This is a genomic window from Nisaea sp. (assembly GCF_965216895.1).
In the GTDB taxonomy this organism is placed as follows: domain Bacteria; phylum Pseudomonadota; class Alphaproteobacteria; order Thalassobaculales; family Thalassobaculaceae; genus Nisaea.
The window spans coordinates 1,768,558-1,789,362 of the sequence record NZ_OZ244205.1 but is presented as its reverse complement, the minus strand read 5'-3'; the positions used below and the strand labels follow the sequence as shown (position 1 = coordinate 1,789,362).

At 62.8% G+C, this 20,805-nt stretch carries 20 protein-coding genes; 14 read left to right on the top strand and 6 right to left on the bottom strand.

From position 1 onward, the window contains the following. The first annotated feature begins 126 nt into the window (after positions 1 to 126). Positions 127 to 849, top strand: coding sequence for a transporter substrate-binding domain-containing protein (locus tag ACOOE1_RS08570; RefSeq protein WP_420405927.1), 723 nt, complete (start codon positions 127 to 129; stop codon positions 847 to 849). Positions 850 to 922: 73 nt separating this feature from the next. Next, entirely contained in the window at positions 923 to 2,155 is a 1,233-nt protein-coding gene (locus tag ACOOE1_RS08565) for an aminotransferase class I/II-fold pyridoxal phosphate-dependent enzyme (RefSeq protein WP_420405926.1), read from the top strand. Between the two features lie 132 nt (positions 2,156 to 2,287). On the opposite strand, the gene ACOOE1_RS08560 is transcribed toward ACOOE1_RS08565, so the two are convergent. Continuing rightward, on the bottom strand, positions 2,288 to 3,280 hold the full coding sequence (locus ACOOE1_RS08560; protein ID WP_420405925.1) for an NAD-dependent epimerase/dehydratase family protein: 993 nt from the start codon (positions 3,278 to 3,280) through the stop codon (positions 2,288 to 2,290). A 134-nt stretch (positions 3,281 to 3,414) separates the two neighbouring features. Here ACOOE1_RS08560 and ACOOE1_RS08555 point away from each other — a divergent pair, with 134 nt between their 5' ends. Then, entirely contained in the window at positions 3,415 to 4,320 is a 906-nt protein-coding gene (locus ACOOE1_RS08555; RefSeq protein ID WP_420405924.1) for an allantoinase PuuE, read from the top strand. 22 nt (positions 4,321 to 4,342) lie between these two features. On the opposite strand, the gene ACOOE1_RS08550 is transcribed toward ACOOE1_RS08555, so the two are convergent. Continuing rightward, positions 4,343 to 4,936: a TetR/AcrR family transcriptional regulator gene (locus ACOOE1_RS08550; RefSeq protein ID WP_420405923.1), complete on the bottom strand. Its 594-nt coding sequence runs from the start codon at positions 4,934 to 4,936 to the stop codon at positions 4,343 to 4,345. A gap of 155 nt (positions 4,937 to 5,091) precedes the next feature. Here ACOOE1_RS08550 and ACOOE1_RS08545 point away from each other — a divergent pair, with 155 nt between their 5' ends. From ACOOE1_RS08545 to ACOOE1_RS08535, 3 genes are read left to right on the top strand one after another with little or no spacing between them, the layout of a single operon-like run. Then, positions 5,092 to 7,455, top strand: a complete 2,364-nt coding sequence (locus ACOOE1_RS08545) for an efflux RND transporter permease subunit (protein ID WP_420405922.1) — start codon at positions 5,092 to 5,094, stop codon at positions 7,453 to 7,455. A gap of 4 nt (positions 7,456 to 7,459) precedes the next feature. After that, positions 7,460 to 8,272 (top strand): outer membrane lipoprotein-sorting protein, encoded by an 813-nt coding sequence (locus tag ACOOE1_RS08540; RefSeq protein ID WP_420405921.1) that lies wholly within the window; start codon positions 7,460 to 7,462, stop codon positions 8,270 to 8,272. Continuing rightward, complete coding sequence (locus tag ACOOE1_RS08535; protein ID WP_420405920.1) at positions 8,269 to 9,486, top strand: hypothetical protein; 1,218 nt, start codon at positions 8,269 to 8,271, stop codon at positions 9,484 to 9,486. The genes ACOOE1_RS08540 and ACOOE1_RS08535 overlap by 4 nt, the downstream gene beginning before the upstream one ends. Before the next feature lie 68 nt (positions 9,487 to 9,554). Here the strand turns inward: ACOOE1_RS08535 and ACOOE1_RS08530 are convergent, their stop codons facing one another. After that, positions 9,555 to 9,761: a hypothetical protein gene (locus ACOOE1_RS08530; protein ID WP_420405919.1), complete on the bottom strand. Its 207-nt coding sequence runs from the start codon at positions 9,759 to 9,761 to the stop codon at positions 9,555 to 9,557. Positions 9,762 to 10,221: 460 nt separating this feature from the next. Here ACOOE1_RS08530 and ACOOE1_RS08525 point away from each other — a divergent pair, with 460 nt between their 5' ends. Beyond that, positions 10,222 to 11,160 carry a division plane positioning ATPase MipZ gene (locus ACOOE1_RS08525; protein ID WP_420405918.1) on the top strand — a complete coding sequence of 313 codons (939 nt, stop codon included), beginning with the start codon at positions 10,222 to 10,224 and terminating at the stop codon, positions 11,158 to 11,160. On the opposite strand, the gene ACOOE1_RS08520 is transcribed toward ACOOE1_RS08525, so the two are convergent. After that, complete coding sequence (locus tag ACOOE1_RS08520) at positions 11,157 to 11,642, bottom strand: GNAT family N-acetyltransferase (protein WP_420405917.1); 486 nt, start codon at positions 11,640 to 11,642, stop codon at positions 11,157 to 11,159. The genes ACOOE1_RS08525 and ACOOE1_RS08520 overlap by 4 nt on opposite strands. A 115-nt stretch (positions 11,643 to 11,757) precedes the next feature. Here ACOOE1_RS08520 and ACOOE1_RS08515 point away from each other — a divergent pair, with 115 nt between their 5' ends. From ACOOE1_RS08515 to pgmG, 5 genes are all read left to right on the top strand, one after another. Further along, positions 11,758 to 12,498, top strand: coding sequence for a VWA domain-containing protein (locus tag ACOOE1_RS08515; RefSeq protein ID WP_420405916.1), 741 nt, complete (start codon positions 11,758 to 11,760; stop codon positions 12,496 to 12,498). Between the two features lie 27 nt (positions 12,499 to 12,525). After that, positions 12,526 to 13,248, top strand: coding sequence for a hypothetical protein (locus ACOOE1_RS08510; RefSeq protein ID WP_420405915.1), 723 nt, complete (start codon positions 12,526 to 12,528; stop codon positions 13,246 to 13,248). A gap of 105 nt (positions 13,249 to 13,353) precedes the next feature. After that, entirely contained in the window at positions 13,354 to 14,223 is an 870-nt protein-coding gene (gene galU, locus ACOOE1_RS08505) for a UTP--glucose-1-phosphate uridylyltransferase GalU (RefSeq protein ID WP_420405914.1), read from the top strand. A 15-nt stretch (positions 14,224 to 14,238) separates the two neighbouring features. Beyond that, complete coding sequence (locus ACOOE1_RS08500) at positions 14,239 to 15,567, top strand: UDP-glucose dehydrogenase family protein (protein ID WP_420405913.1); 1,329 nt, start codon at positions 14,239 to 14,241, stop codon at positions 15,565 to 15,567. Continuing rightward, the gene (pgmG, locus tag ACOOE1_RS08495) at positions 15,564 to 16,946 is read left to right on the top strand and encodes a phosphoglucomutase/phosphomannomutase PgmG (RefSeq protein ID WP_420405912.1); all 1,383 of its coding nucleotides are present in this window, start codon (positions 15,564 to 15,566) and stop codon (positions 16,944 to 16,946) included. The genes ACOOE1_RS08500 and pgmG overlap by 4 nt, the downstream gene beginning before the upstream one ends. A gap of 63 nt (positions 16,947 to 17,009) precedes the next feature. Here the strand turns inward: pgmG and ACOOE1_RS08490 are convergent, their stop codons facing one another. Next, positions 17,010 to 18,257, bottom strand: coding sequence for a serine hydrolase (locus ACOOE1_RS08490; protein WP_420405911.1), 1,248 nt, complete (start codon positions 18,255 to 18,257; stop codon positions 17,010 to 17,012). A gap of 410 nt (positions 18,258 to 18,667) precedes the next feature. Here ACOOE1_RS08490 and ACOOE1_RS08485 point away from each other — a divergent pair, with 410 nt between their 5' ends. Further along, positions 18,668 to 19,198, top strand: coding sequence for a phasin family protein (locus tag ACOOE1_RS08485; RefSeq protein ID WP_420405910.1), 531 nt, complete (start codon positions 18,668 to 18,670; stop codon positions 19,196 to 19,198). A gap of 75 nt (positions 19,199 to 19,273) precedes the next feature. Here ACOOE1_RS08485 and ACOOE1_RS08480 read toward each other — a convergent pair whose 3' ends face one another. Then, the gene (locus ACOOE1_RS08480; protein WP_420405909.1) at positions 19,274 to 19,771 is read right to left on the bottom strand and encodes a lactoylglutathione lyase family protein; all 498 of its coding nucleotides are present in this window, start codon (positions 19,769 to 19,771) and stop codon (positions 19,274 to 19,276) included. Between the two features lie 102 nt (positions 19,772 to 19,873). Between ACOOE1_RS08480 and ACOOE1_RS08475 the strand changes: the two genes are divergently transcribed. Beyond that, positions 19,874 to 20,770 carry a LysR family transcriptional regulator gene (locus ACOOE1_RS08475; protein ID WP_420405908.1) on the top strand — a complete coding sequence of 299 codons (897 nt, stop codon included), beginning with the start codon at positions 19,874 to 19,876 and terminating at the stop codon, positions 20,768 to 20,770. Positions 20,771 to 20,805 lie beyond the last annotated feature (35 nt).

The following is a 20,805-nucleotide window of genomic DNA, read 5'->3' as shown; positions in this document are numbered from 1 at the left end:
GAAATTTCCGAGATTCTACAAAGACTTCCACCTGAATCTGTTGAGCATTATAGTGTGACCGAAGAGAAGCGGAGAGGGCGGTCGGGCACTGCCCTCGGCAGTGCCTTTGTGGGGAGTGAAACCGGGATGATCGAGATCGAGGATTTCGGACTGACGGAACCGGGAAAGCTGAGGGCGGCGATCAATCTCGGGAACATCCTGCTCGTGACGGGCCAGAACGACAGCGGCAATCCGACCGGGGTCTCGCCCTCCATGGCGGCCGCGATCGCGCGGCATCTGGGCTTCTCCGTCGTCTACAACACCTATCCCTCACCCGGCGCCGCGGCGGACGCGGTCGAGCGGGACGAATGGGATATCTGCCTGATCGCCGAGGACCCGAAACGGGCCGAGACCATCGAGTTCTGCGGCGCCTACGCGGAGATCGAGGCAACCTACCTCGTGCCCGCAGGCTCGAAGATCCAGAGCCTTGAGGAGGTCGACCAGCCGGGGATCCGCATCGCGGTTTCGGAGCGCTCGGCCTACGACCTCTACCTTTCCCGTGCGCTCAAGCATGCCGAACTGAAGCGCGCGCCCGGTCTCGCCGCCGCCTTCGATCTGTTCCAGAACCAGAAACTCGACCTGCTCGCCGGGCTGCGCCCGGCGTTGCTCGAGAATGCCGCGACCTTGCCCGGTTCCCGGGTTCTCGACGGTGCCTATACGGCCGTGCGCCAGGCGGTCGGGGTGAGGCCGGGCAATCCGGCCTTCGCGAAAGCGGTGAAACGCTTCGTCTCGGACGCGAAGTCGAGCGGCCTTGTCGCCGGGCTGATCAACGAGTTCGGGCAGCGGGGCAGATTGTCGGTCGCCTCCTGAACCTCTGGCCTCCCGCGCCGCGCTTTGTTAGGTTTTGCCGCACCGCATCATTGTCTGCAACGGATCGGGACCCATGTCCGAGCTCGAAACCCTCACGGCTGCCTACCGGAATTTGAAAGCCCGCAACCAGAATATCGATATGACCCGTGGCAAGCCCTCCGCGGCCCAGCTCGACCTCGCGGCCGGGATGTTCGATCTCGTCCATAGCGACGATTGCCGGGGCGAGGACGGCACCGACTACCGGAACTACGGCATTCTCGCCGGCATTCCGGAGGCGCGGAAGCTCTTTGCCGAGCTGATGGAGACCTCGCCGGACAGGGTGATCGTTGGCGGCAATGGCAGCCTCGCGATGATGTATGACGCGCTGGCCGGCGCCCGCACCTTCGGCGTGCCGGGCGGCGACGGGCCCTGGAAAGGCGCGAAGTTCCTCTGCCCGGTGCCGGGCTATGACCGGCATTTCGCGATCTGCGAGCGGCTTGGAATCGAGATGCTGCCGGTCGAAATGCTCGGCGACGGGCCGGACATGGACGCGGTCGAGGCGATGGTCGCCGAGGACGCCTCGATCAAGGGCATCTGGTGCGTGCCGAAATATTCCAACCCGACCGGCGCGGTCTATTCCGACCTCACGGTGGACCGGCTGGCGGCGATGTCCTGCGCGGCGCCGGATTTCCGCGTCATCTGGGACAATGCCTATGTGGTCCATCACCTGACCGGCGAGATCGCGTCGGTGAAGGACATCCAGAAGGCGGCCGAGGCGGCCGGGCACCCGGACCGGGTGCTGACCTTCGTCTCGACCTCGAAGATCAGCCTCGCCGGGGCCGGCGTCGCGGCGATGTCGGCGTCCGAGGCGAACGTCAAGGACGCGTTGGAGCGCATGTTCTTCGCCACCATCGGGCCGGACAAGATCAACCAGCTCCGACATGTCCGTTTCTTCAAGGACCGGGCCGGGATCGAGGCGCACATGAAGAAGCATGCCGAGATCATCCAGCCGAAATTCGCCGTGGTGGAGAAAGCGCTCTCGGAGGCCTTTGCGGGTACGGATCTTGCGAGCTGGACGAAGCCCGAGGGCGGCTATTTCGTCAGCGTCGACCTCGCCGACGGCTGCGCCGCGGAGACCGTGAAGCTTTGCGCCGAGGCCGGAGTGAAGCTCACCGCCTCCGGTGCCTGCTTCCCCTACGGAAAGGACCCGCGCGACCGCAACATCCGCCTCGCCCCGACCATGCCGACCCTCGATGAACTCGAGCGCGCGATGGAGGTGTTCTGCACGACGGCGAAGATGGTGTGCCTGAAGAAGAAGGCCGGGTGAGGGGGAAGTATCGTCCCGCCCGCGAAGTTCGTCATCCCGGCGCAGGCCAGGACCCAGGGATCACGAAGCCGGGTCTTTCCTCACCGGGTTCCGGCCAGCGCCGCAACGACGGCTGTTCTTTGGTCATGGCGGTCAGTTCTCGCCCAGCCAGTAATCCCCGTAATTGTCTGCCCAAGCTTTGAAATCGGCGAAGTTCCGCTCCGGGTCCAGGTCCGGTGACCAGCCGAGGGCCTCCTTCAGGCGAGCGCTGACCAGCAATTGCCGGTCGGTGTCGCCATGCAGGTTCACCGTCGGCTCCTCGTCCTTTCTTGCGAGGCGCCAGGAGAAATCCGGATAGCCGCCGGCCAGCAGTTCGCACCAGTCGGCGGTGCTCCAGGGGTCGGAGCAGCTGATGTTGAAGACGTCGTAGGGCCTGCTCTTGGAGTTGATCAGGCGGACCAGCGCGTCTGCGATGTCGCGGCTGTAGGTCCAGTCGCGCATGTCGCGGTAGCGCAGCGTCGCCTCGCTGCCCCTGAGCGCGATCAGCGAGGCCTGCATCTGCGGGCTGAGCGTGTCGCGCAGCCCGCTGTCGACTTCCCAGGGACCGAATACGCCGGAAAGGCGGACGCTGAAGAGATCCATCTCCCAGAGCTCGGCCAGTCGCCGGGTGATGCATTCGGACGCAAACTTGGTGGTTGAATAGAGGTTGTGCGGCCAGGCGGGGAGATCTTCGGAGAGAGGTTTGTCACCGAAGGCGGTGGAGCCATAGGCGGCGGTGGAGCCGACATTGATCACCCGTACGAGGCCCGCATCGCGCGCGGCTTCGAGCGCGGCGGTGAAAGCCATCAGGTTGACCTCCAGGATCGAACGCGGCGCATTTGCGTCCCGTTCCGGCCCTGCGGTGATCGCCGCCGCGCAGAACATGCGGTCGACCTTGTTGTTTTTCAGGGCGGAGAGCAGGACGCCGTCTTGAAGTGCGTCGCCCACCACCTCGATGTAATCGCCCGGATGGGCGGCGAAGGCGCGTTTCGCGGCGGCCGGGATGGGACGCCGGTCGAAGATGACGGCCGTTTCCCCGGTCTTCAGCAGCGTCTCCGCAATATTGAGGCCGACAAAACCGGCTCCACCGAGGATCAGGACCGCCATCATACTCTCCCATGTGTTCCATTTGCTCCTGAGAGCCTAGTGCCTGATCGGAAATTGCCAAGTGGTTCGGCAGGCATCGCAGCGCTCGCGCGCCCGCGCTAATCTGTTCCGGCACTGAAGGGGGAGACTGGCACATGAGCGAATATCCGCGCGATCTCGTCGGTTACGGAGCCAACCCGCCGGACCCGCGCTGGCCGGACGGGGCACGATTGGCGGTCAATTTCGTCATCAATATCGAGGAAGGCTCGGAATACTCGATCCCCGACGGTGACGGCTTTTCGGAGACCGGTCTGACGGAATCGCCGGGCTCACCCAACGATCCGGGCAGCCGGGATCTCGCCGCGGAATCCATGTTCGAGTACGGCAGCAGGGTCGGCTTCTGGCGTCTGCACCGGCTGTTCCAGGAGCGAGAGATGCCGGTCACCTTCTTCACCTGCGCCCTTGCCGTGGAACGCAATCCGGAGATGGCGGCGGCGATCCGCGAGAGCGGCAACGACATCTGCTGCCACGGCTGGCGCTGGATCGAGCATTTCAAGCTGTCCCGCGAGGAGGAACGCGAGCATATCCGCAAGGCCGTCGCCTCCTTGAAACAGGCTCTCGGCCATCGGCCGCTCGGTTGGTACTGCCGGCACGGTCCGGGCGAGGCCACCCGCGAATTGCTGGTCGAGGAGGGCGGCTTTCTCTACGACAGCGACGCCTACAACGACGAGTTGCCCTACTGGACAAAGGTCGGCGGCACGCCGCATCTCGTGGTGCCCTATTCGCTGGTCCACAACGACTCGAAATTCTCCCGTGGCTGGCTCAATACCGGCCAGCAGTTCTTCGAGTTCATCCGCGACGGTTTCGACATGCTCTACGCCGAAGGGACGACGCAGCCGAAGATGATGTCGGTCGGGCTGCACACGCGGTTGATCGGACACCCTGCCCGTGCCGCCGGACTGGCGCGGCTGCTCGACTACATCAAGGGATTCGACGATGTCTGGGTGACGGGGCGCCTCGACATCGCGCGGCATTGGCGCGAGACGCATCCATTCACATAAGTCAGTCAGTCGGGGACGGGTGTCAGTCGGGCGCGTGCATCTTCAGAAAGTCGTCGACGGCGTCCTCGATGGTGGCCAGCGCCTCCTCCCGGGTCCAGTCGCAGGTCCCGGTAAACATGGTCTGGATCATGAAGGGGCCGGCGACGATGCCCTGGAACTGGGAAGCCGACAGGACGGGGTCAGATTTTTTCATCAGGCCCTCTTCCTGCATTAGCCTGAAGTAATTCGCGAGCTCGTCCCGCATCCTTCCCGGCCCTTGCTTCCAGAAGGTTTGCCCGATCAGCGGGAATTGCTCGACCTCGCCGATTACCGTGCGCATCAGGCGTTGCTTGTCCGGGTCGGTCACTTTGCCAACGATCAGCATGGCGCTGTCGATCAGTACCGAGCGCAGACCGCCGGAGAAATCGATATCGCCGGGCATGGGTTCGCCGAAACCGGCGCACATTCCGCCCATGACCGTGCAGAACAGGTGCTCTTTGCTCTCGAAGTAGCTGTAGACCGTGCGTTTCGAGACATTGGCCTCGGCCGCCACCTTGTCCATCGAGGTCACTTCGTAGCCCTGTTCCGTGAACAGCTTGCATGCTGCGTCGACGATCTGCCGTTCCTTTTCGGTCAAGGGACCGCGTTCCGGAAAAATCTGTTCAACCTGCGCCATGGGTCTTGAAGTGATCCAGTACACCAATTAGTTTACAGAAACTACACCGTTCAGTGTAGTCGAGTTGTTACGCTTTCAAAAACATTAGCACGTTCTCGTGACCGCAGGAGGGGCCGATGTCGGACGAACGTTCCACAGTGCGAAAGTCCAGTTGGGTGACGGGCTATGCCCACTGGGTCATCCGCTGGCGCTGGGCGGTGATTGCCGCCTCGATACTTGTCGCTTTTGCCGCCGCCGGCGGCGGCCAGTTTCTGACTTTCTCGACCGACTACCGGGTCTTCTTCAGCAAGGAGAACCCGCAGCTGCAGGCTTTCGAGTCCCTGCAGCGGATCTATCTGAAGGAAGACAATGTCTCCCTGGTCCTGCAACCGGACGAGGGCGAGGTCTTCCAGCCCGACGTGCTCGCCGCGATCCGGGATCTGACCGAAAAGGCCTGGAAAACGCCCTACGCGACCCGGGTCGACAGTCTGACCAACTTCCAGAACAGCACGGCCGACGGGGACGATCTCCTGGTCGACGACCTCGTGCCGGGCGGCAGTCCGCTTGATGCCGGGGATCTATCGCGCATCCGGGCCGCCGCCTTGGCGGAACCGCTGCTGACCGACCGGATCGTCGCTCCGGATGCCCGGACGACGATGGTGAACATCACACTCACGCTGCCGCAGGAAAAGCTGACCGAAACGCCCGAAGCGATGGCCTATGTGGATGGGCTGGTCGGGGAGTTCAAGGCGGCGCATCCGGACATCACAATGGCTGTGACCGGATCGGTAGCCCTCAACAATTCCTTCTCGGTTTCGGCACAGAACGACATGCAGACACTGGTGCCGCTGATGTATGGCGTGCTTCTGCTGGTCATGGCCGTGTTGCTGAGGTCGGTCTCCGGCACTTTCGCGACCCTGCTCGTCATCGCCTTTTCCGCGTTGACGGCGATGGGCCTCGCGGGATGGTTCGGCATTCAGCTGACGCCACCTTCGGTAACGGCGCCGACGATCATCCTTACGCTGGCGATCGCGGATTCCGTTCACATCCTGATCAGTCTGTTCCATGGCATGCGGCGCGGGCTCGGCAAGCGGGAGGCGCTGGTCGAGGCCCTCAGGATCAATTTCCAGCCGGTGTTTCTCACCAGCCTGACCACCGTGATCGGCTTCGCCAGCCTGAACTTCTCGGATGCGCCGCCGTTCCGGGATCTCGGCAATATCACGGCCATGGGCGTGGTGGCGGCCTGGTTCTTCTCGATCGGCTTTCTGCCGGCGATCATGGCGGTGCTGCCGGTCCGGGTGAAGGTCCGGGAGGAGGAGCAGTCGGCGGCGATGGAGCGGCTCGCGGAGTTCGTCATCGCCCGGCGCGGCCCGGTCATGCTCGGTACACTCGCGCTCGTCGCACTCTTCGCCGTCTTCATCCCGCGGATCGAGCTGAACGACCAGTTCGTCAAGTATTTCGACGAGAGCATTCCGTTCCGCACCGACACCGACTGGGCGATGGAGCATCTCTCCGGGATCTATCAAGCCCAGTGGTCCGTCCCGGCTGCGGGCAGCGGCGGGGTCTCTGATCCGGACTATCTGAAGCGTCTCGAGGGTTTCACGGAGTTTCTTCGGGCGCGCGGCGAAGTCGTCCATGTCATGACCCTGACGGACATCTTCAAGCGGCTGAACAGGAACATGCACGGCGACGATCCGGCGATGTACCGCCTGCCGGACGAGCGCGACCTTGCCGCGCAATATCTTCTGCTGTTCGAGATGTCCCTGCCGTTCGGCCTCGACCTCAACAACCAGGTCAATGTCGACAAGTCCGCGGTGCGCGTGATCGCGACACTGGAGAACATCACGACGAACGAGCTGCGCGCCCTCGACGAAGAGGCGGCGGAATGGCTCTCGGAGAATTTCCCGAGCGCCGCCGAGACGCGGGCATCGGGGCCGTTCGTCATGTTCGCCTATATCGCCAAACGCAATATCGAGGGCATGCTGACCGGCACTTTCCTCGCCTTCGTGCTGATCTCGCTCACGCTGACCGTCGCGCTCCGGAGCGTGAAGCTCGGGGCCATCTCGCTGGCACCGAACCTGATGCCGGCGGCCATGGCCTTCGGATTCTGGGGCCTGACCGTCGGCGAGGTCGGTATGGCTTCATCGGTGGTCACGGCGACCAGTCTCGGCATCATCGTCGATGCGACGGTCCACTTCCTCTCGAAGTACCGTCGCGCCCGGATCGAGAAGGGGGCCGATGCCGAGGATGCGGTGCGTTACGCCTTCTCCACGGTCGGCACGGCTCTGTGGGTCACGACGGCCATTCTTGTGGCCGGATTTGCCGTGCTCGCGCTCTCCACCTTCAAGATCAACGGGTCGATGGGGCTGCTCACGGCGGTCACGCTGGTTATGGCCATCATCGTCGACTTCCTCCTTTTGCCGGCCCTGCTGCTTCTGCTGGACGGCCGGCGCAACGACCGGGAAGCCGAGAAGGCTCCCCTTGCTCAAGCTGCGGAGTAGGAAAATGGGAAAACTGCAAAAAATTCTTGCCCTGGCGGTCCTTGCCGTCAGTCCGGTGCTGCAATCCGCCTATGCCGAGAGTCCGGAAGACAAGGGGCTGGCAATCGCCGAGGAAACCGATCGCCGGGACCTCGGCTGGGGCGACAGCGACGTCGTGATGCAGATGGTCCTGCGCAATGCCGAAGGGGAGAGCAGCGTGCGCGATCTGCGCCTGCGCTCTCTCGAAGTGCCGGAGCGCAAGCTTGGCGACAAGAGCATCACGGTCTTTTACAAACCACGGGACATCGAAGGCACCGCCTTCCTCTCGCACACGAAGATCCTCGACCCGGACGACCAGTGGCTCTATCTGCCGGCCCTGAAACGGGTGAAGCGGATCTCCTCCAAGAACAAGTCCGGCCCGTTTGTCGGTTCCGAGTTCGCTTATGAGGATCTGGTGAGCCAGGAGGTCGACCGCTACGCCTACAAGTGGCTGCGGGACGAAGCCTGCGGCGAAGCGGCGCCGGACCGGGAGTGCTTTGTCGTCGAGCGGACGCCGCTCTACGAGCATTCGGGCTACACCAAGCAGATCAGCTGGGTCGACAAACAGGATTACCAGCCCCGCAAGATCGAGTTCTACGATCGCAAGGCCGCGCTGCTGAAAACCCTTCGGATGCTGGACTACCGGCAGTACCAGGGGCAGTACTGGCGCACCCACCGGATGGACATGGTCAATCACCAGACCGGTAAATCCACCACGCTGACCTTCGAGAAGTACAGCTTCAAGGTCGGTCTCTCCGAAGGCGACTTCCAAAAGAACCGGCTGAAGCGCGTGCGATGAGGTCGAGGTCCGTTCCCCTGGCGGCGGGGCTTTGCCTCGCCGCCCTTTCCTTGCCGACCGGCGCGGAAGAGCTCCAGTTCGATGCCACACTGGAACTCGGCGCCGAAATGCGCGCCTTTCCGAACAGTCCGGCCTATGGCCCGCAGCGCGACCGGGCGCTGAGTCCTTCTCTCTATCTTGAACCCGAATTCACCGCCGACTGGAACGGTGGCGACGACCGCTTCACGCTGGTGCCTTATGTCCGGTTCGATCGGGACGACGATCGCCGCACCCATGCGGACATCCGTGAAGCCAACTGGCTGCATATCGGTGACGGCTACGATCTCGTCGTCGGAGCGGACAAGGTCTTCTGGGGGGTGACGGAATCCCGCCACCTGGTCGATATCGTCAACCAGAGCGACGCCGTCGAGGATATCGACCTCGAGGATAAGCTCGGTCAGCCGATGGTGCAGCTCGCGGTTCCAAGCGACTGGGGCACGGCGAGTTTCTTCGTCATGCCTTATTTCCGCGAGCGCACCTTTCCGGACCGGCGGGCCAGGCTCAGCGGTGGCGTCAGGATCGACAGCACTGCAAGCTATGATTCAGGCGCCGAGGAGTTCCATCCGGATGTCGCGGTACGCTGGTCCCAGGTCATCGGGGATTTCGATATCGGGCTGTCGCATTTCCACGGTACCAGCCGGGAGCCGCGTTTCCTGGTTCTCGATGCCGCCGACGCCACCAATCTCACGCCGCACTACGACCTGATCGACCAGAGCGGGCTCGACCTGCAATACACCACCGATGCCTGGCTGTGGAAGCTGGAGGCGATCGGGCGGGGCGGTCATGGCGACTATTTCGGCGCTGCGGTCGCCGGTTTCGAATACACCCTCTTCGGTCTTGCCGGAACCGACATGGATCTCGGGCTGCTGGCGGAATACCAGTACGATGGCCGGGACGAGGACGGGGATGCGCCCGGCGTGCTCGGCAACAACGACACGTTTGTCGGCGCGCGGCTGACACTGAACGATGTCGACGACAGTTCGCTCCTGGCGGGCGCGGTCGTCGATAACGAGGATGGCTCCACCCTGCTTTCCCTCGAGGCGGAACGCCGGGTCGGAGATTCCTGGAAAATCGAAGCGGTGGCGCGGTTCTTCGTCAATGCAGACGAGCGCAACCTGCTGCTCGGGTACGAGCAGGATGACTTTGTCGGCCTCACGCTGATCCGCTATTTCTGAGACTGTCCGGTCCGTCGGCTGCGGGGAGTCGCGGGGCGGACCGGAGCACGCATCTCATCAGGGCAGATCTAGTGGAGCGCTTCTTCCCAGTCGCGGCGCCTGACCAGGACCGGACCGAGATCCTGTTCCGACGGGAGAAAGACCCAGAGACCGACTTCCGGCGAAGCGGGATCGTCGTGTCCCCGCGCCTTGGCAATCTTGCCCACTCGATTGTAAAGCAATGCATGAATGTCGCCGGTGTACCGTGCCGCCCGGCTGTCCGTTCCAGGAATCATCACCACCTCCCACACCTAATGGCGACAACAGTTGACGGAAAACCGTGACGGAGGTGAAGGCCACCGGTAGAGAAAATGTTCGAAAAATCAAAAAATATCGGTCTGGTTTTTGCCCGGTCCCGCCGGAGACGGGGAAATTCTTGGATCTGCGTATTTTCCTGCGTTTGCCCTAGTTTTTTTGCCGATTTTGCGTCGCATGCTCGAACTTTGACGACTTGAATATTTCTTGGTGACGAGGCCGGAACGGATCCGAGACGTGGCTTCTTGCTTCGCGCCCATCGTACGCGCCGGGCCGTCTCGTGCCCGTGACCGCATGTCGTCCCGCGGCCCCGTTGACTGGTGCCTGCCTTCCGAAAAAAACGATCATCTGTCGCCGGCGCATGCAGCGATGCGGCTTCGCTCTTTACGCGCTAGGGTACCGGAGATATGAACCCGTGAGGTCCATTCGCGAGGTGTAGAAGTGAGCGACCAGTCCCAAGGGACAGTATCCGAGGCCCAGGCGCCCCTCGGCGAGGCCGATCCGGCCACAGTCATCGTCTTCGGCAACGAGAAAGGCGGATCGGGTAAATCGACCGGCTCCATGCATGTGGTCGTGGCACTGCTTCGGCTCGGTTTCAAGGTCGGCTCGCTCGATCTCGACATGCGGCAATGGACGCTGACGCGGTATCTCTCCAACCGCGCGGCCTCGATGCGCAATGACGGGATCGAACTGCCGATGCCGACCCACGTCTTTCTTTCCCGCAGCGAGAAGGCGAACCGCGCGGAGGCGGAAGCCGAGGATCGCAAGCGTTTCGAAGCGGTGCTGACCAAGCTGCGCGCGGAATGCGACTTCGTCGTCATCGATTGCCCCGGTACCGACACCTATGTCGGCCGCCTGGCGCATGGCTATGCCGACAAGCTGGTGACGCCGATCAATGACAGTTTCATCGACCTCGACATGCTCGCCAACGTGGACGGGAAGACCGGCGAGATCATCAAGCCGAGCGTCTATGCGGAAATGGTCTGGGAAGCGCGCAAGCAACGCGCCCAGCGGGGCGGCGCGCCTCTCGACTGGATCGTCATGCGCAACCGGCTTTCCAGCCTTGCCGCGCGTAACAAGCTGGAGATGGAACGTGTGGTCGCCACGCTCGCCAAGCGGGTCGGCTTCCGCGTTGCACCGGGCTTCAGCGAGCGCGTGATTTTCCGCGAACTGTTCCTGCGAGGCCTCACAATGCTCGACGTTTTCGAAATCGGCGACAGCGGCAGGCCGCAGCTGTCTCATGTTGCCGCCCGGCAGGAAGTCCGCGGCCTCCTGAATGCGCTGCAACTTCCGAACCGTATACCGACGCCGCATGACCGGACGGCGACCTATGAGGCGATCGAAACGCCGTCTCTGATCGGAGAGGCCGAAGAGTCCTAGCGCCAGGTCGAGACCGCCGCGAGTCCTGTCAGGCGCTCGCTGCTGAGTTCGAAGTCGGCAGCCTGGTACTGCCGGCTGCCGATATGGTGGTAGAAATCGATTGCCGTCTTGTTCGTCGGCAGGCACTGCCAGACCAGCCAGGCGCCTTGGCGCGCGAGGGTTTCGGCGGCGACGGCACCGATCAGTGCTCGGCCCGCGCCGCTGCCGCGGGCCCGGTCCTCGACATAGAGATCCAGCATGTGGATGCCCGGCGTACCGAGGCCGATATTGAAACTGTCGATGAACAGCGTGTAGCCGATCAGGTCCGACCCGGTGTCGGCGACCATGCCGTCGAAGCGTTTTGCCGGACCGAAGCCGTACTTCAGGACGTCGTCAGGTCCGAAGGGTGGCGGCGGCATCCCCTCGTGCTCGGACAGTTTGGCCGCCATTTCGGCGACCCGTTCGGCATCCTCTTTCTGGAGCGCCCTGATGTCGAAGTCCATATCGGTCTCCTCCGGAACGGCGATTGCCGGTGGCAAATCACGGGTCGCCGGGCTGGAAACCGGCGGCCGCGATGCAACATAATGCTAAAGCATTGTCGAAAGTGAAGCAGCGAACATGAGCACGCGGAAAAAAGGGGAAGGCGCGATCGGGACGCCGCAAACGTCCGGCGGGCCGGTTTCGAGCCAGTCCGACATCGATATATTCTTGCGCCAGGTCCGGGCGCGTCCGGCAGCCGCGCCCTCGGAGCGCCCCGGCAGGCTGATTTTCGCGATGGACGCGACGGCAAGCCGCGAGCCGAGCTGGGACCGTGCATGCCAGCTCCAGGGCGAGATGTTCTCGGAAACGGCCGCCCTTGGCGGCCTCTCGGTACAGCTCGCCTATTACCGCGGCTTCGGGGAATTCAAGGCCGGTCCCTGGCTGACCGAAACCGGCAAATTGCTGCGAGAGATGACCGGGGTCTTCTGCCTCGGCGGACAGACCCAGATCGGGCGTCTGCTGAAACATGTCATCGCGGAAACGAAGCAGGAGCGGGTGCAGGCCGTGGTTTTCGTTGGCGATGCCTTCGAGGAGGACATCGACGCGGTGTGCCACCAGGCGGGGGAACTCGGTGTGCTCGGGGTGCCGGTCTTCATCTTTCACGAGGGTGGCGATCCGCTGGCGCGGCGCGCTTTCGAGCAGATTGCCCGATTGACCAAGGGGGCGTGCTGCCCGTTCGACGCCGGAAGCGCGCAGCAGCTTCGCGACCTGCTCGGGGCCGTCGCTGTCTATGCGGCTGGCGGCAGAAAGGCCCTGAGTAACTTTTCCGAGCGGCGCGGCGGCGCGGCTCTGCAACTGACCCATCGTCTCGGCCGGTAGCACGGTGAAGGACGGGAGGAGATCCACGTGCAGTTTCTGATCTTGGGTGCGAGCCTTGCCGTCGGGTTCGGGCTGATCGGCTACTGGTTCCTGAATGCCGATCCGGCGAAGATCCGTCAGACTGCCAAGTGGGTCGGATTGACGCTGCTCGGTCTTGCGGTCGTCGCGCTGGTCTTTTTCCGACGGTTCGACTGGCTGATCTATGCCGGCGCCGTCGGCCTGCCGTTTCTGCTGCGGGCGGGGGCGCTGTTCCGGCGTTTCCGGAACGCCGTGAAGTCGGCGCGTGGACCTTCGGCGGGACAGAGCAGTTCGGTGCGGACCGCGACGCTGGCGATGACGCTGGACCATGACAGCGGCGGGATTGACGGCGAGGTATTGCGCGGCCGGTTCACCGGCGCTCCGCTCTCGGCCCTCTCTCTTTCCGACTTGCTTGAACTGCTCGAGGAGTGCAGCCGCAACGATCCGCAGTCGGTCGCCGTGCTGGAAAGCTATCTCGACGCCGCGCACGGGCCCGACTGGCGCGAGGAGGCCGCCTCGGCGTCCGGTCCTCGCGGTGAGCATCGGGATTCATCCGGCAACATGACGAGAACCAGGGCCCTCGAGATTCTCGGGCTCGAGGAGGGGGCGGACGAGGCGGCGATTCGCGAGGCACACCGGCGGCTGATGATGGTCAATCACCCGGACCGTGGCGGCTCCGGCTACCTCGCAGCCCAGATCAACGAGGCGAAAGACGTGTTGCTGGGCTCCTGAGCCAAGCGATCCTTGCGGTTTTCGCAGGTTATGTGCCAATAACGGTGCGCTCTGCCGGAAGCCTCGGTCGGGCGGCGTATCCAGATAACGAATTGAGGGTCAGATATGCCAGTGCCAGTTCGGAAGGCGATCTTTCCGGTTGGGGGGCTTGGCACGCGATTCCTTCCGGCGACGAAGTCGATGCCGAAGGAAATGCTACCGGTCGTCGACAAACCGCTCATCCAGTATGCCGTCGAGGAAGCCCGTGCCGCCGGGATTGAGGAGTTCATCTTCGTCACCGGGCGCGGAAAGTCGGCGATAGAGGACCATTTCGATCACGCGTTCGAATTGCAGTCCATGCTGCGGGACCGCGCGAAGAAGGATGCGCTGACCGTTGTCGAGGCGACCATCCCCGCGGCCGGACAGTTTTCCTATACCCGCCAGCAGGAGCCGCTCGGTCTCGGACACGCGGTCTGGTGCGCACGGAACTTCGTCGGCATGGAGCCCGTCGCGGTGCTGCTCGCGGATGATCTGATCCTCAGTGCCGCCGGTTGTCTGAAGCAGATGGTCGATGCCTACGACGAGGTGGGCGGCAACATGGTTGCGGCGATGGAAGTGCCGCGCGAAGAGACCCAGTCCTATGGCGTGATTACGCCGGGTGAAGTGAAGGGGCGTCTGGTCGAGGTCCGAGGCCTCGTCGAGAAACCGAAGCCGGAGGTTGCGCCGTCGAATTATGCCGTGATCGGTCGCTATATCCTGCAGCCCAAGGTGTTCGAGGATCTGGCGCGTTTCGAGACGGGGGCAGGCGGCGAAATCCAGCTGACCGACGCACTCGCGCGACAACTCGGCCTACAGCCCTTCAACGGCTATCTTTTCGAAGGCCGCCGCTTCGACTGCGGTAACAAGGTCGGCTTTCTCGAAGCCAATATCGCCTATGCACTCGATCGCCCGGACATGGCAGACCCCGTCCGGGCCTTTCTGAAGAATTACGCCTGATAACGGAGCGAATTCATGCGTATTGCCATGATCGGAACCGGCTATGTCGGCCTGGTGTCCGGAGCCTGCTTCTCGGAGTTCGGCATTGATGTCGTCTGCGTCGACAAGGACGAGGTGAAAATCTCCCGCCTCGACCGGGGCGAGATCCCGATATTCGAGCCGGGTCTCGACGACCTCGTCGCGAACAATGTCCGGGCCGGGCGGCTGACCTTCACGACCGACCTGAAATCGGCGGTCAGGGATGCGGATGCGGTCTTTATCGCCGTCGGGACCCCGACCCGTCGGGGTGACGGGCATGCCGATCTCTCCTATGTCTACGGCGCGGCGAAGGAAATCGCGGAGGCGATGGAGGGCTATACCGTCGTCGTCACCAAATCCACGGTTCCGGTCGGCACCGGGCGCGAGGTCGAGCGGATCATCCGCGAGACCCGCCCGGACGCCGATTTCGATGTCTGCTCTAACCCCGAGTTCCTGCGGGAGGGCGCGGCGATCAGCGACTTCATGCGGCCCGACCGGGTGGTGATCGGCACCGAAAGCGAGCGCGCGCAGGAAGTCATGCGGGCGATCTACCGGCCGCTCTACCTGATCGAGACACCGATCGTCTTCACCACGCTGCAGACCAGCGAGTTGATCAAGTACGCGGCGAACACCTTCCTCGCGACCAAGATCACGTTCATCAACGAGGTTGCGGATCTCTGCGAGAAGGTTGGCGCGGACGTGCATGACGTCGCCCGAGGGATCGGTCTCGACGGCCGCATCGGGCGCAAGTTTCTGCATCCCGGGCCCGGCTATGGCGGCTCCTGCTTCCCGAAGGATACACTGGCTCTGGTGAAGACGGCCCAGGACTACGACGCGCCGTTGCGCATCGTGGAGACGGTTGTCGACATCAACGACAAGCGCAAGAAGCAGATGGCGGAAAAGATCGTCGCCGCCTGTGGTGGATCGGTCTCCGGCAAGACCATCGCGGTGCTTGGACTGACCTTCAAGCCCAACACGGACGACATGCGGGACAGCCCGAGCCTCGACATCGTCCCGGCGTTGCAGGCGGCCGGTGCAGAAGTGAAGGCCTACGATCCCGAAGGCATGAAGGAGGCGCGCGAGATGTTGCCTGAGGTGGAGATGTGCGAGAACGCCTATGCCACGATGGAGGGAGCGGACGCGGTTGCCATCGTCACCGAATGGAACGAGTTTCGTGCCCTCGACCTGGATCGTGTGAAGGGCTTGCTGAAACAGCCGCTGATGGTCGACCTCCGCAACGTCTACAATCCCGGCGACATGCGGAAGGCCGGCTTCGATTATGTCTGTGTCGGACGCGGCACCGCCGAAGCCGGGGCCCCGAAATGAGTGCGCATCAGTTCCCGCCGACCATTCTGCGTGAATACGACGTCCGTGGTGTCATCGGCGAGACCCTGAGCGCGACGGATGCCCGCGCGCTCGGCCGCGCTTTCGGTACCCGTGTGGTGCGCAACGGTGGGACCAGGGTCTCTGTCGGCCGGGACGGCCGTCTCAGCTCGCCGGAAATGGAAGCGGCAGTGGTCGAAGGCCTGATGGCGTGCGGTCTGCATGTTATTCGCCTCGGGAGCTGCGCGACGCCGATGCTCTATTATTCGGTTTACGCGCTCGAGACCGACGGCGGGATCATGATCACCGGCTCGCACAATCCGCCGAACTACAACGGCTTCAAGATGATGCTGGGCACGGGGCCGTTCTTCGGCGCCGACATCCAGGATCTCGGCCGGATCGCGGCGGCAGGCGACTACGAGAGCGGCGAGGGTTCGGCCGAGGAGGTCGATATTCTCGACGGCTATGTCGACCGTTTGCTGCGCGATGTGAAGATGGGCCGCCAGCTCCGCGTCGTCTGGGACTGCGGCAACGGTGCCGCCGGCCCGTCGGTGAACCAGGTCTGCATGCGGCTGCCCTCGAATCACAAGGTGCTGTTCCCGGAAGTCGACGGGACCTTCCCGAACCACCATCCGGACCCGACGGTGCCGGAAAATCTCGAGGACCTGATGGCCGAGGTCGCCGCGCGCGACGCGGATCTCGGCATCGCCTTTGACGGCGACGGCGACCGGATCGGCGTGATCGACGACAAAGGACGGGTGCTCTGGGGCGACCAGCTACTGACCGTGCTCGCCGAGGACGTTCTGAAGGAAAATCCCGGCGCCACGATCATCGCAGACGTGAAGGCGAGTCAGGTCCTGTTCGACAAGGTCGCGGAGTACGGCGGCAAGCCGTTGATGTGGCGCACCGGTCATTCCCTGATCAAGACCAAGATGGCGGAGACCGGCGCACCGCTGGCCGGCGAAATGAGCGGGCACATCTTTTTCAAGGATCGCTATTACGGCTTCGACGATGCGCTCTACGCCGCGATCCGTCTGATCGAGGGGCTGAGCCACCGGAAAGAATCCCTCTCCGAGATCCGGGACGCCCTGCCGCAGGTGATCAACACGCCGGAAATGCGCTTCCAGTGCGACGACACCCGCAAGTTCGACGTCGTGAAAGAGGTTCAGGACTGGCTTTCGGGGCAGGCCGGGGTCGAGGTTTCCGACGCCGACGGCGTCCGGGTCAACACTCCGGACGGCTGGTGGCTGCTGCGCGCCTCCAACACCCAGGACGTTCTGGTTGCACGTTGCGAATCCCAGACGGAAGAGGGACTGGAGCGGCTGAAGACGCAGCTTCGCGATGCGCTGAGAGCGGTGGGCGAGACGCCGCCGGACATCTGATCGAACTTGTTTGAATGAAGGAACAGCGCCGCCCGGTTTTGCAGGCGGCGTTTTTTCTGGAACTCAGCCGCCGGCCGGCATGGTGGCGACTTCCTCGCCGGTTTCGCCAGGGACGGGGACGCAGGGGACGTGCTTGCGAACCAGAAGGGCGCAGGCATTTCGGGCGTCGGCTTCGCTGAAACCGATGATGCGGGAGCGAAAGACGGTGCCGTGGTCGCGGGTGATCTGTTCGACGGAATCCGTGGAGCCGGACAGTACCTTTTTCAGATGTGAGCGGGCGGTGCGGATCATCTGCTCGGCCGGCGCGCGGCTCGAATAGGCGCCGACCTGAATGCCCCAGTCGCGCTCGGAAATATCCGCGCCGCCGGAGCCCTGCAGGACATCGTCCGAGATGTCGGAGCGGACGGCGGCCAGCTGCACCGTGACGGGGGCTTCTCTGCCCGGAACCGGTCGCGCGACCGGGATCGGCGCTGGCGCGCGGTTGCGGGCGATCCGGACCGCTTTCTTGAAGCCGCGGTTGAGTAGCGAGACCATATGCTTGTCACGCGACTTCGCGGTCCGTCCGCCGAACACCACTGCGATGATGTGGTGTCCGTTGCTGTGAACCGAGGAGACGAGGTTGAAGCCCGAGGCCCGCGTATAGCCGGTCTTGATCCCGTCGGTGCCGGAATAGCGCCCGAGCAGGTTGTTGTGGTTCTTGTATGTCCGGCCGTTGTAGGTGAATTTCTTCGTCTTGAAATAATGATAGTACTGCGGAAAGTCGCGCTGGATACGCAGGCCGAGCTTGGCCATGTCGCGCGCGGTGCTCTTCTGCCGCCGGTTCGGTAGCCCCGAGGCATTGCGGAAGGTGGTACGGGTCATGCCGATGTTCCGCGCCTTCTTGGTCATCGCGATGGCGAAATGCACCTCGCTCTTCGCCAGGTGCTCGGCGACCACGGTTGCGGCATCATTGGCGGAGCGGGTGACGAGGGCGAGGATCGCGTCTTTCACCGTCAGCTTCTGGCCCGCGCGCAGACCGATATTCGTCTGCGGCTGGCCGGCGGCCCGCTTCGAGACCTTCATCTTCGTCTTTAGCGTAACCTTGCCCCGCTCGAGTGCGTCGAACAGCATGTAGAGGGTCATGATCTTGGTCAGCGACGCAGGATAGTTCCGCGTATCGGCATTCTTCGCATAGAGCACGTCGAGCGTGTCGGCATCCATCACGAAGGACGCGTAGCGGGCCTCTGCGGTCCCTGTGCCAAGCCAGATGGCCAGACCGAAAGCGAGGACGCAAACGGCATTCCGGACCCGTGCTGTCACGCTTCGCGTCATGTCCCCCCCAGAGCGCATGCACCGCCCGCCGACGATGCCGTTATCCATACCCAATATCGCCAAAATCTTATGTAAGAGCTTAGCTATTGTCCATAAGTAATTGAATTAAAATTAAACCCAAGCATCGCCCCACGCCTTGACCCAAGCCATACCAGACAATTCTTGATGCCGAATTCTCTGGAATGAAAGGGATTTCTGGAGTGAGTCAAAAAAATTGTGCACTGCACAAAAAAGTCTCTTGATCTCTGGGCGCCAATCCATATGTTAGGGGCGTGTTGCAGTGCAGCAAAAGAGCGCAGACAAGATCAAGAGATTTGCATGTCCAGATGACATGCCTGCGACCCCAGGGGCGGTTCCCCCGAGAAGCGCCGACCCCGAACGAGAGTCAACGAATTGCAAGGAGAGTGAATATGGTTGCGAAGAAAACCACCTCTGCCGGTGCCGCCGAGAAGAATGAAGACATGGTCGCCGCTGGTAAGGAAACAGTTGAAGCCGCTGTGAAGGCGACTCAGGAAGTCGCTCAGAAGGGCTATGACCAGGCGGTCGTGCTGATGAAGGAAAATGCCGAGAAGGCCCAGAAGGCCATCTATGGCGGATATGACGAGTACGCCACGCTTGGCAAGGCGAACTACGAAGCCTATGTCGCGGCGATGAGCGTCTGGTCCAAGGGTTTCGAAGCTATTGGCAAGGAGCTCTATGCTTTCAGCCAGGACAGCGTGGAAACCTCCGTCGAGGTTGGCAAGACCGCGATGTCCTGCAAGACCGTCAGCGACCTGCTGGAATTGCAGAATGACGTGACCAAGAAGAGCTATGACAAGACCCTTGAGGAGATCACCAAGATTTCCGAGCTCTCGGTCAAGACTGCCAACGAAGCGATGAAGCCGATCCAGGACAGCCTGACCGGCACCTTCGAGAAGCTGACCAAGCCGGTCGCCGCCTAACAGGCTGGCTTTTCCGGTATCGAGTGCAGAAGCCCGGCCCTTTCGGCCGGGCTTCTTGCGTTTGAACCGGGGCAGTTACGCGTATGCTCCGGCGGAATAGGTGAGCTCATAGCTATGGCTGTAGAGCTCGAAGACGATACCGAACGGATCTTCGACATAGACCATCCGGTATGGTTTCTCGCCGGGAAAGTATCTGCGCACCGGCATTCGCTGCTTGCCGCCGGCAGCGACGATCTTCTCCAGCAACTCTTCAAGGTTCGGGTCCTGAATGGCGAAGTGAAAGGTTCCGTGACGACGGAAGTCCAGGTTTTCATCCGGCGCCCGGTTGCCGTCGAACTCGAACAGCTCGATGCCGATCCGGTCCGCGGTCGCGAGATGCGCGATCCTGAGTGCGTTCCAGCCTGTGCCGAACACGTCGGTACACATCCGCCCGATATCGCTGTCGTCCTCGACCACCCGGGTCGGTGGCATGATGGTGTAGAAGCCGAGAACCTCCGAATAGAACGCGACCGCGGCTTCGAGGTCGGGAACCGAGAGACCGATATGCGAGAATGTGCGTGGGATGGGGGGCATGCCTTGCTCCTTATGCATGGTGACGGAGCGAAGGTATGATCTCGTGGCGCTTCATAAAAATTATCATTTTTCATGAAAATGATAATTCAATACTATGATTGAATGCTGAATTCCCGATGGCTCGAGACCTTCACCGAGCTGTGCGAAACGCGCCATTTCACACGAACCGCGGAGCGCCTGGCGATGACCCAGCCCGGTGTTTCGCAGCAACTGCGGAAGCTGGAGCAGCAGGTCGGCAAGCCCCTTATCTCGCGCGACGGCAAGAGTTTCACTCTTACGCCTGCGGGCGAAGAGATCTATGCGCTCGGACGGGCACGAAGACGGGAAGAGCGAGACTTGCGGGAGCGGATCTCCATCGACGATCCGGATGCCGGAGAGATCGTCATCGCCTGTTCGGGCAGTTTCGCGATGCTGCTCTACCCACATCTCTTGCCGCTCATGAAAGCGTCTCCCAGGCTGACCGTCCGTGTCGAGGCGGCGCCCGAGAGCCGGATCATGTCCGGCGTACTGGAGGGGGATTTCGACTTCGCGATTTCCGGCCGGAAACCGGACCACTTTCATATCGCCTGCGAGCATCTGGCGCGCGAGGAACTCTGTCTGGTGGTGCCGGCCGTTTCCCGCCCGGAAAGAATCTGTTTCGAAGATCTCGAAGCCCGGGGGTTCATAGCCCACCCGGACGGCTTCAGGTACGCGGACGACCTGTTGGGCGCAAACTTTCCGGCGCAATATACCGGGCCGGACCGACTGCGTGTCCGCGCCTATGTGAACCAGATCAGTCTCATCCCGACGCCGGTCGCCCACGGGCTCGGATATACCTTGCTGCCGCGAAGCGGCGTCGATGCCTTTCCGGACAGGGGCCGGCTGCATGTGGCCCAGCTTCCGGAGATCCGCCAGCACGATCTCTGGATGTTGCTCCGCCGCGGCAGGCAGGTTCCGGCCCGCGCCGAAAGGCTTCTTGAGCTTGTCCGCTCCGTTGCAGGTACGCTGGCGACTGGCTGAACGCGCTGCGGTGCAAAATCGGGGAGCAACGGCGC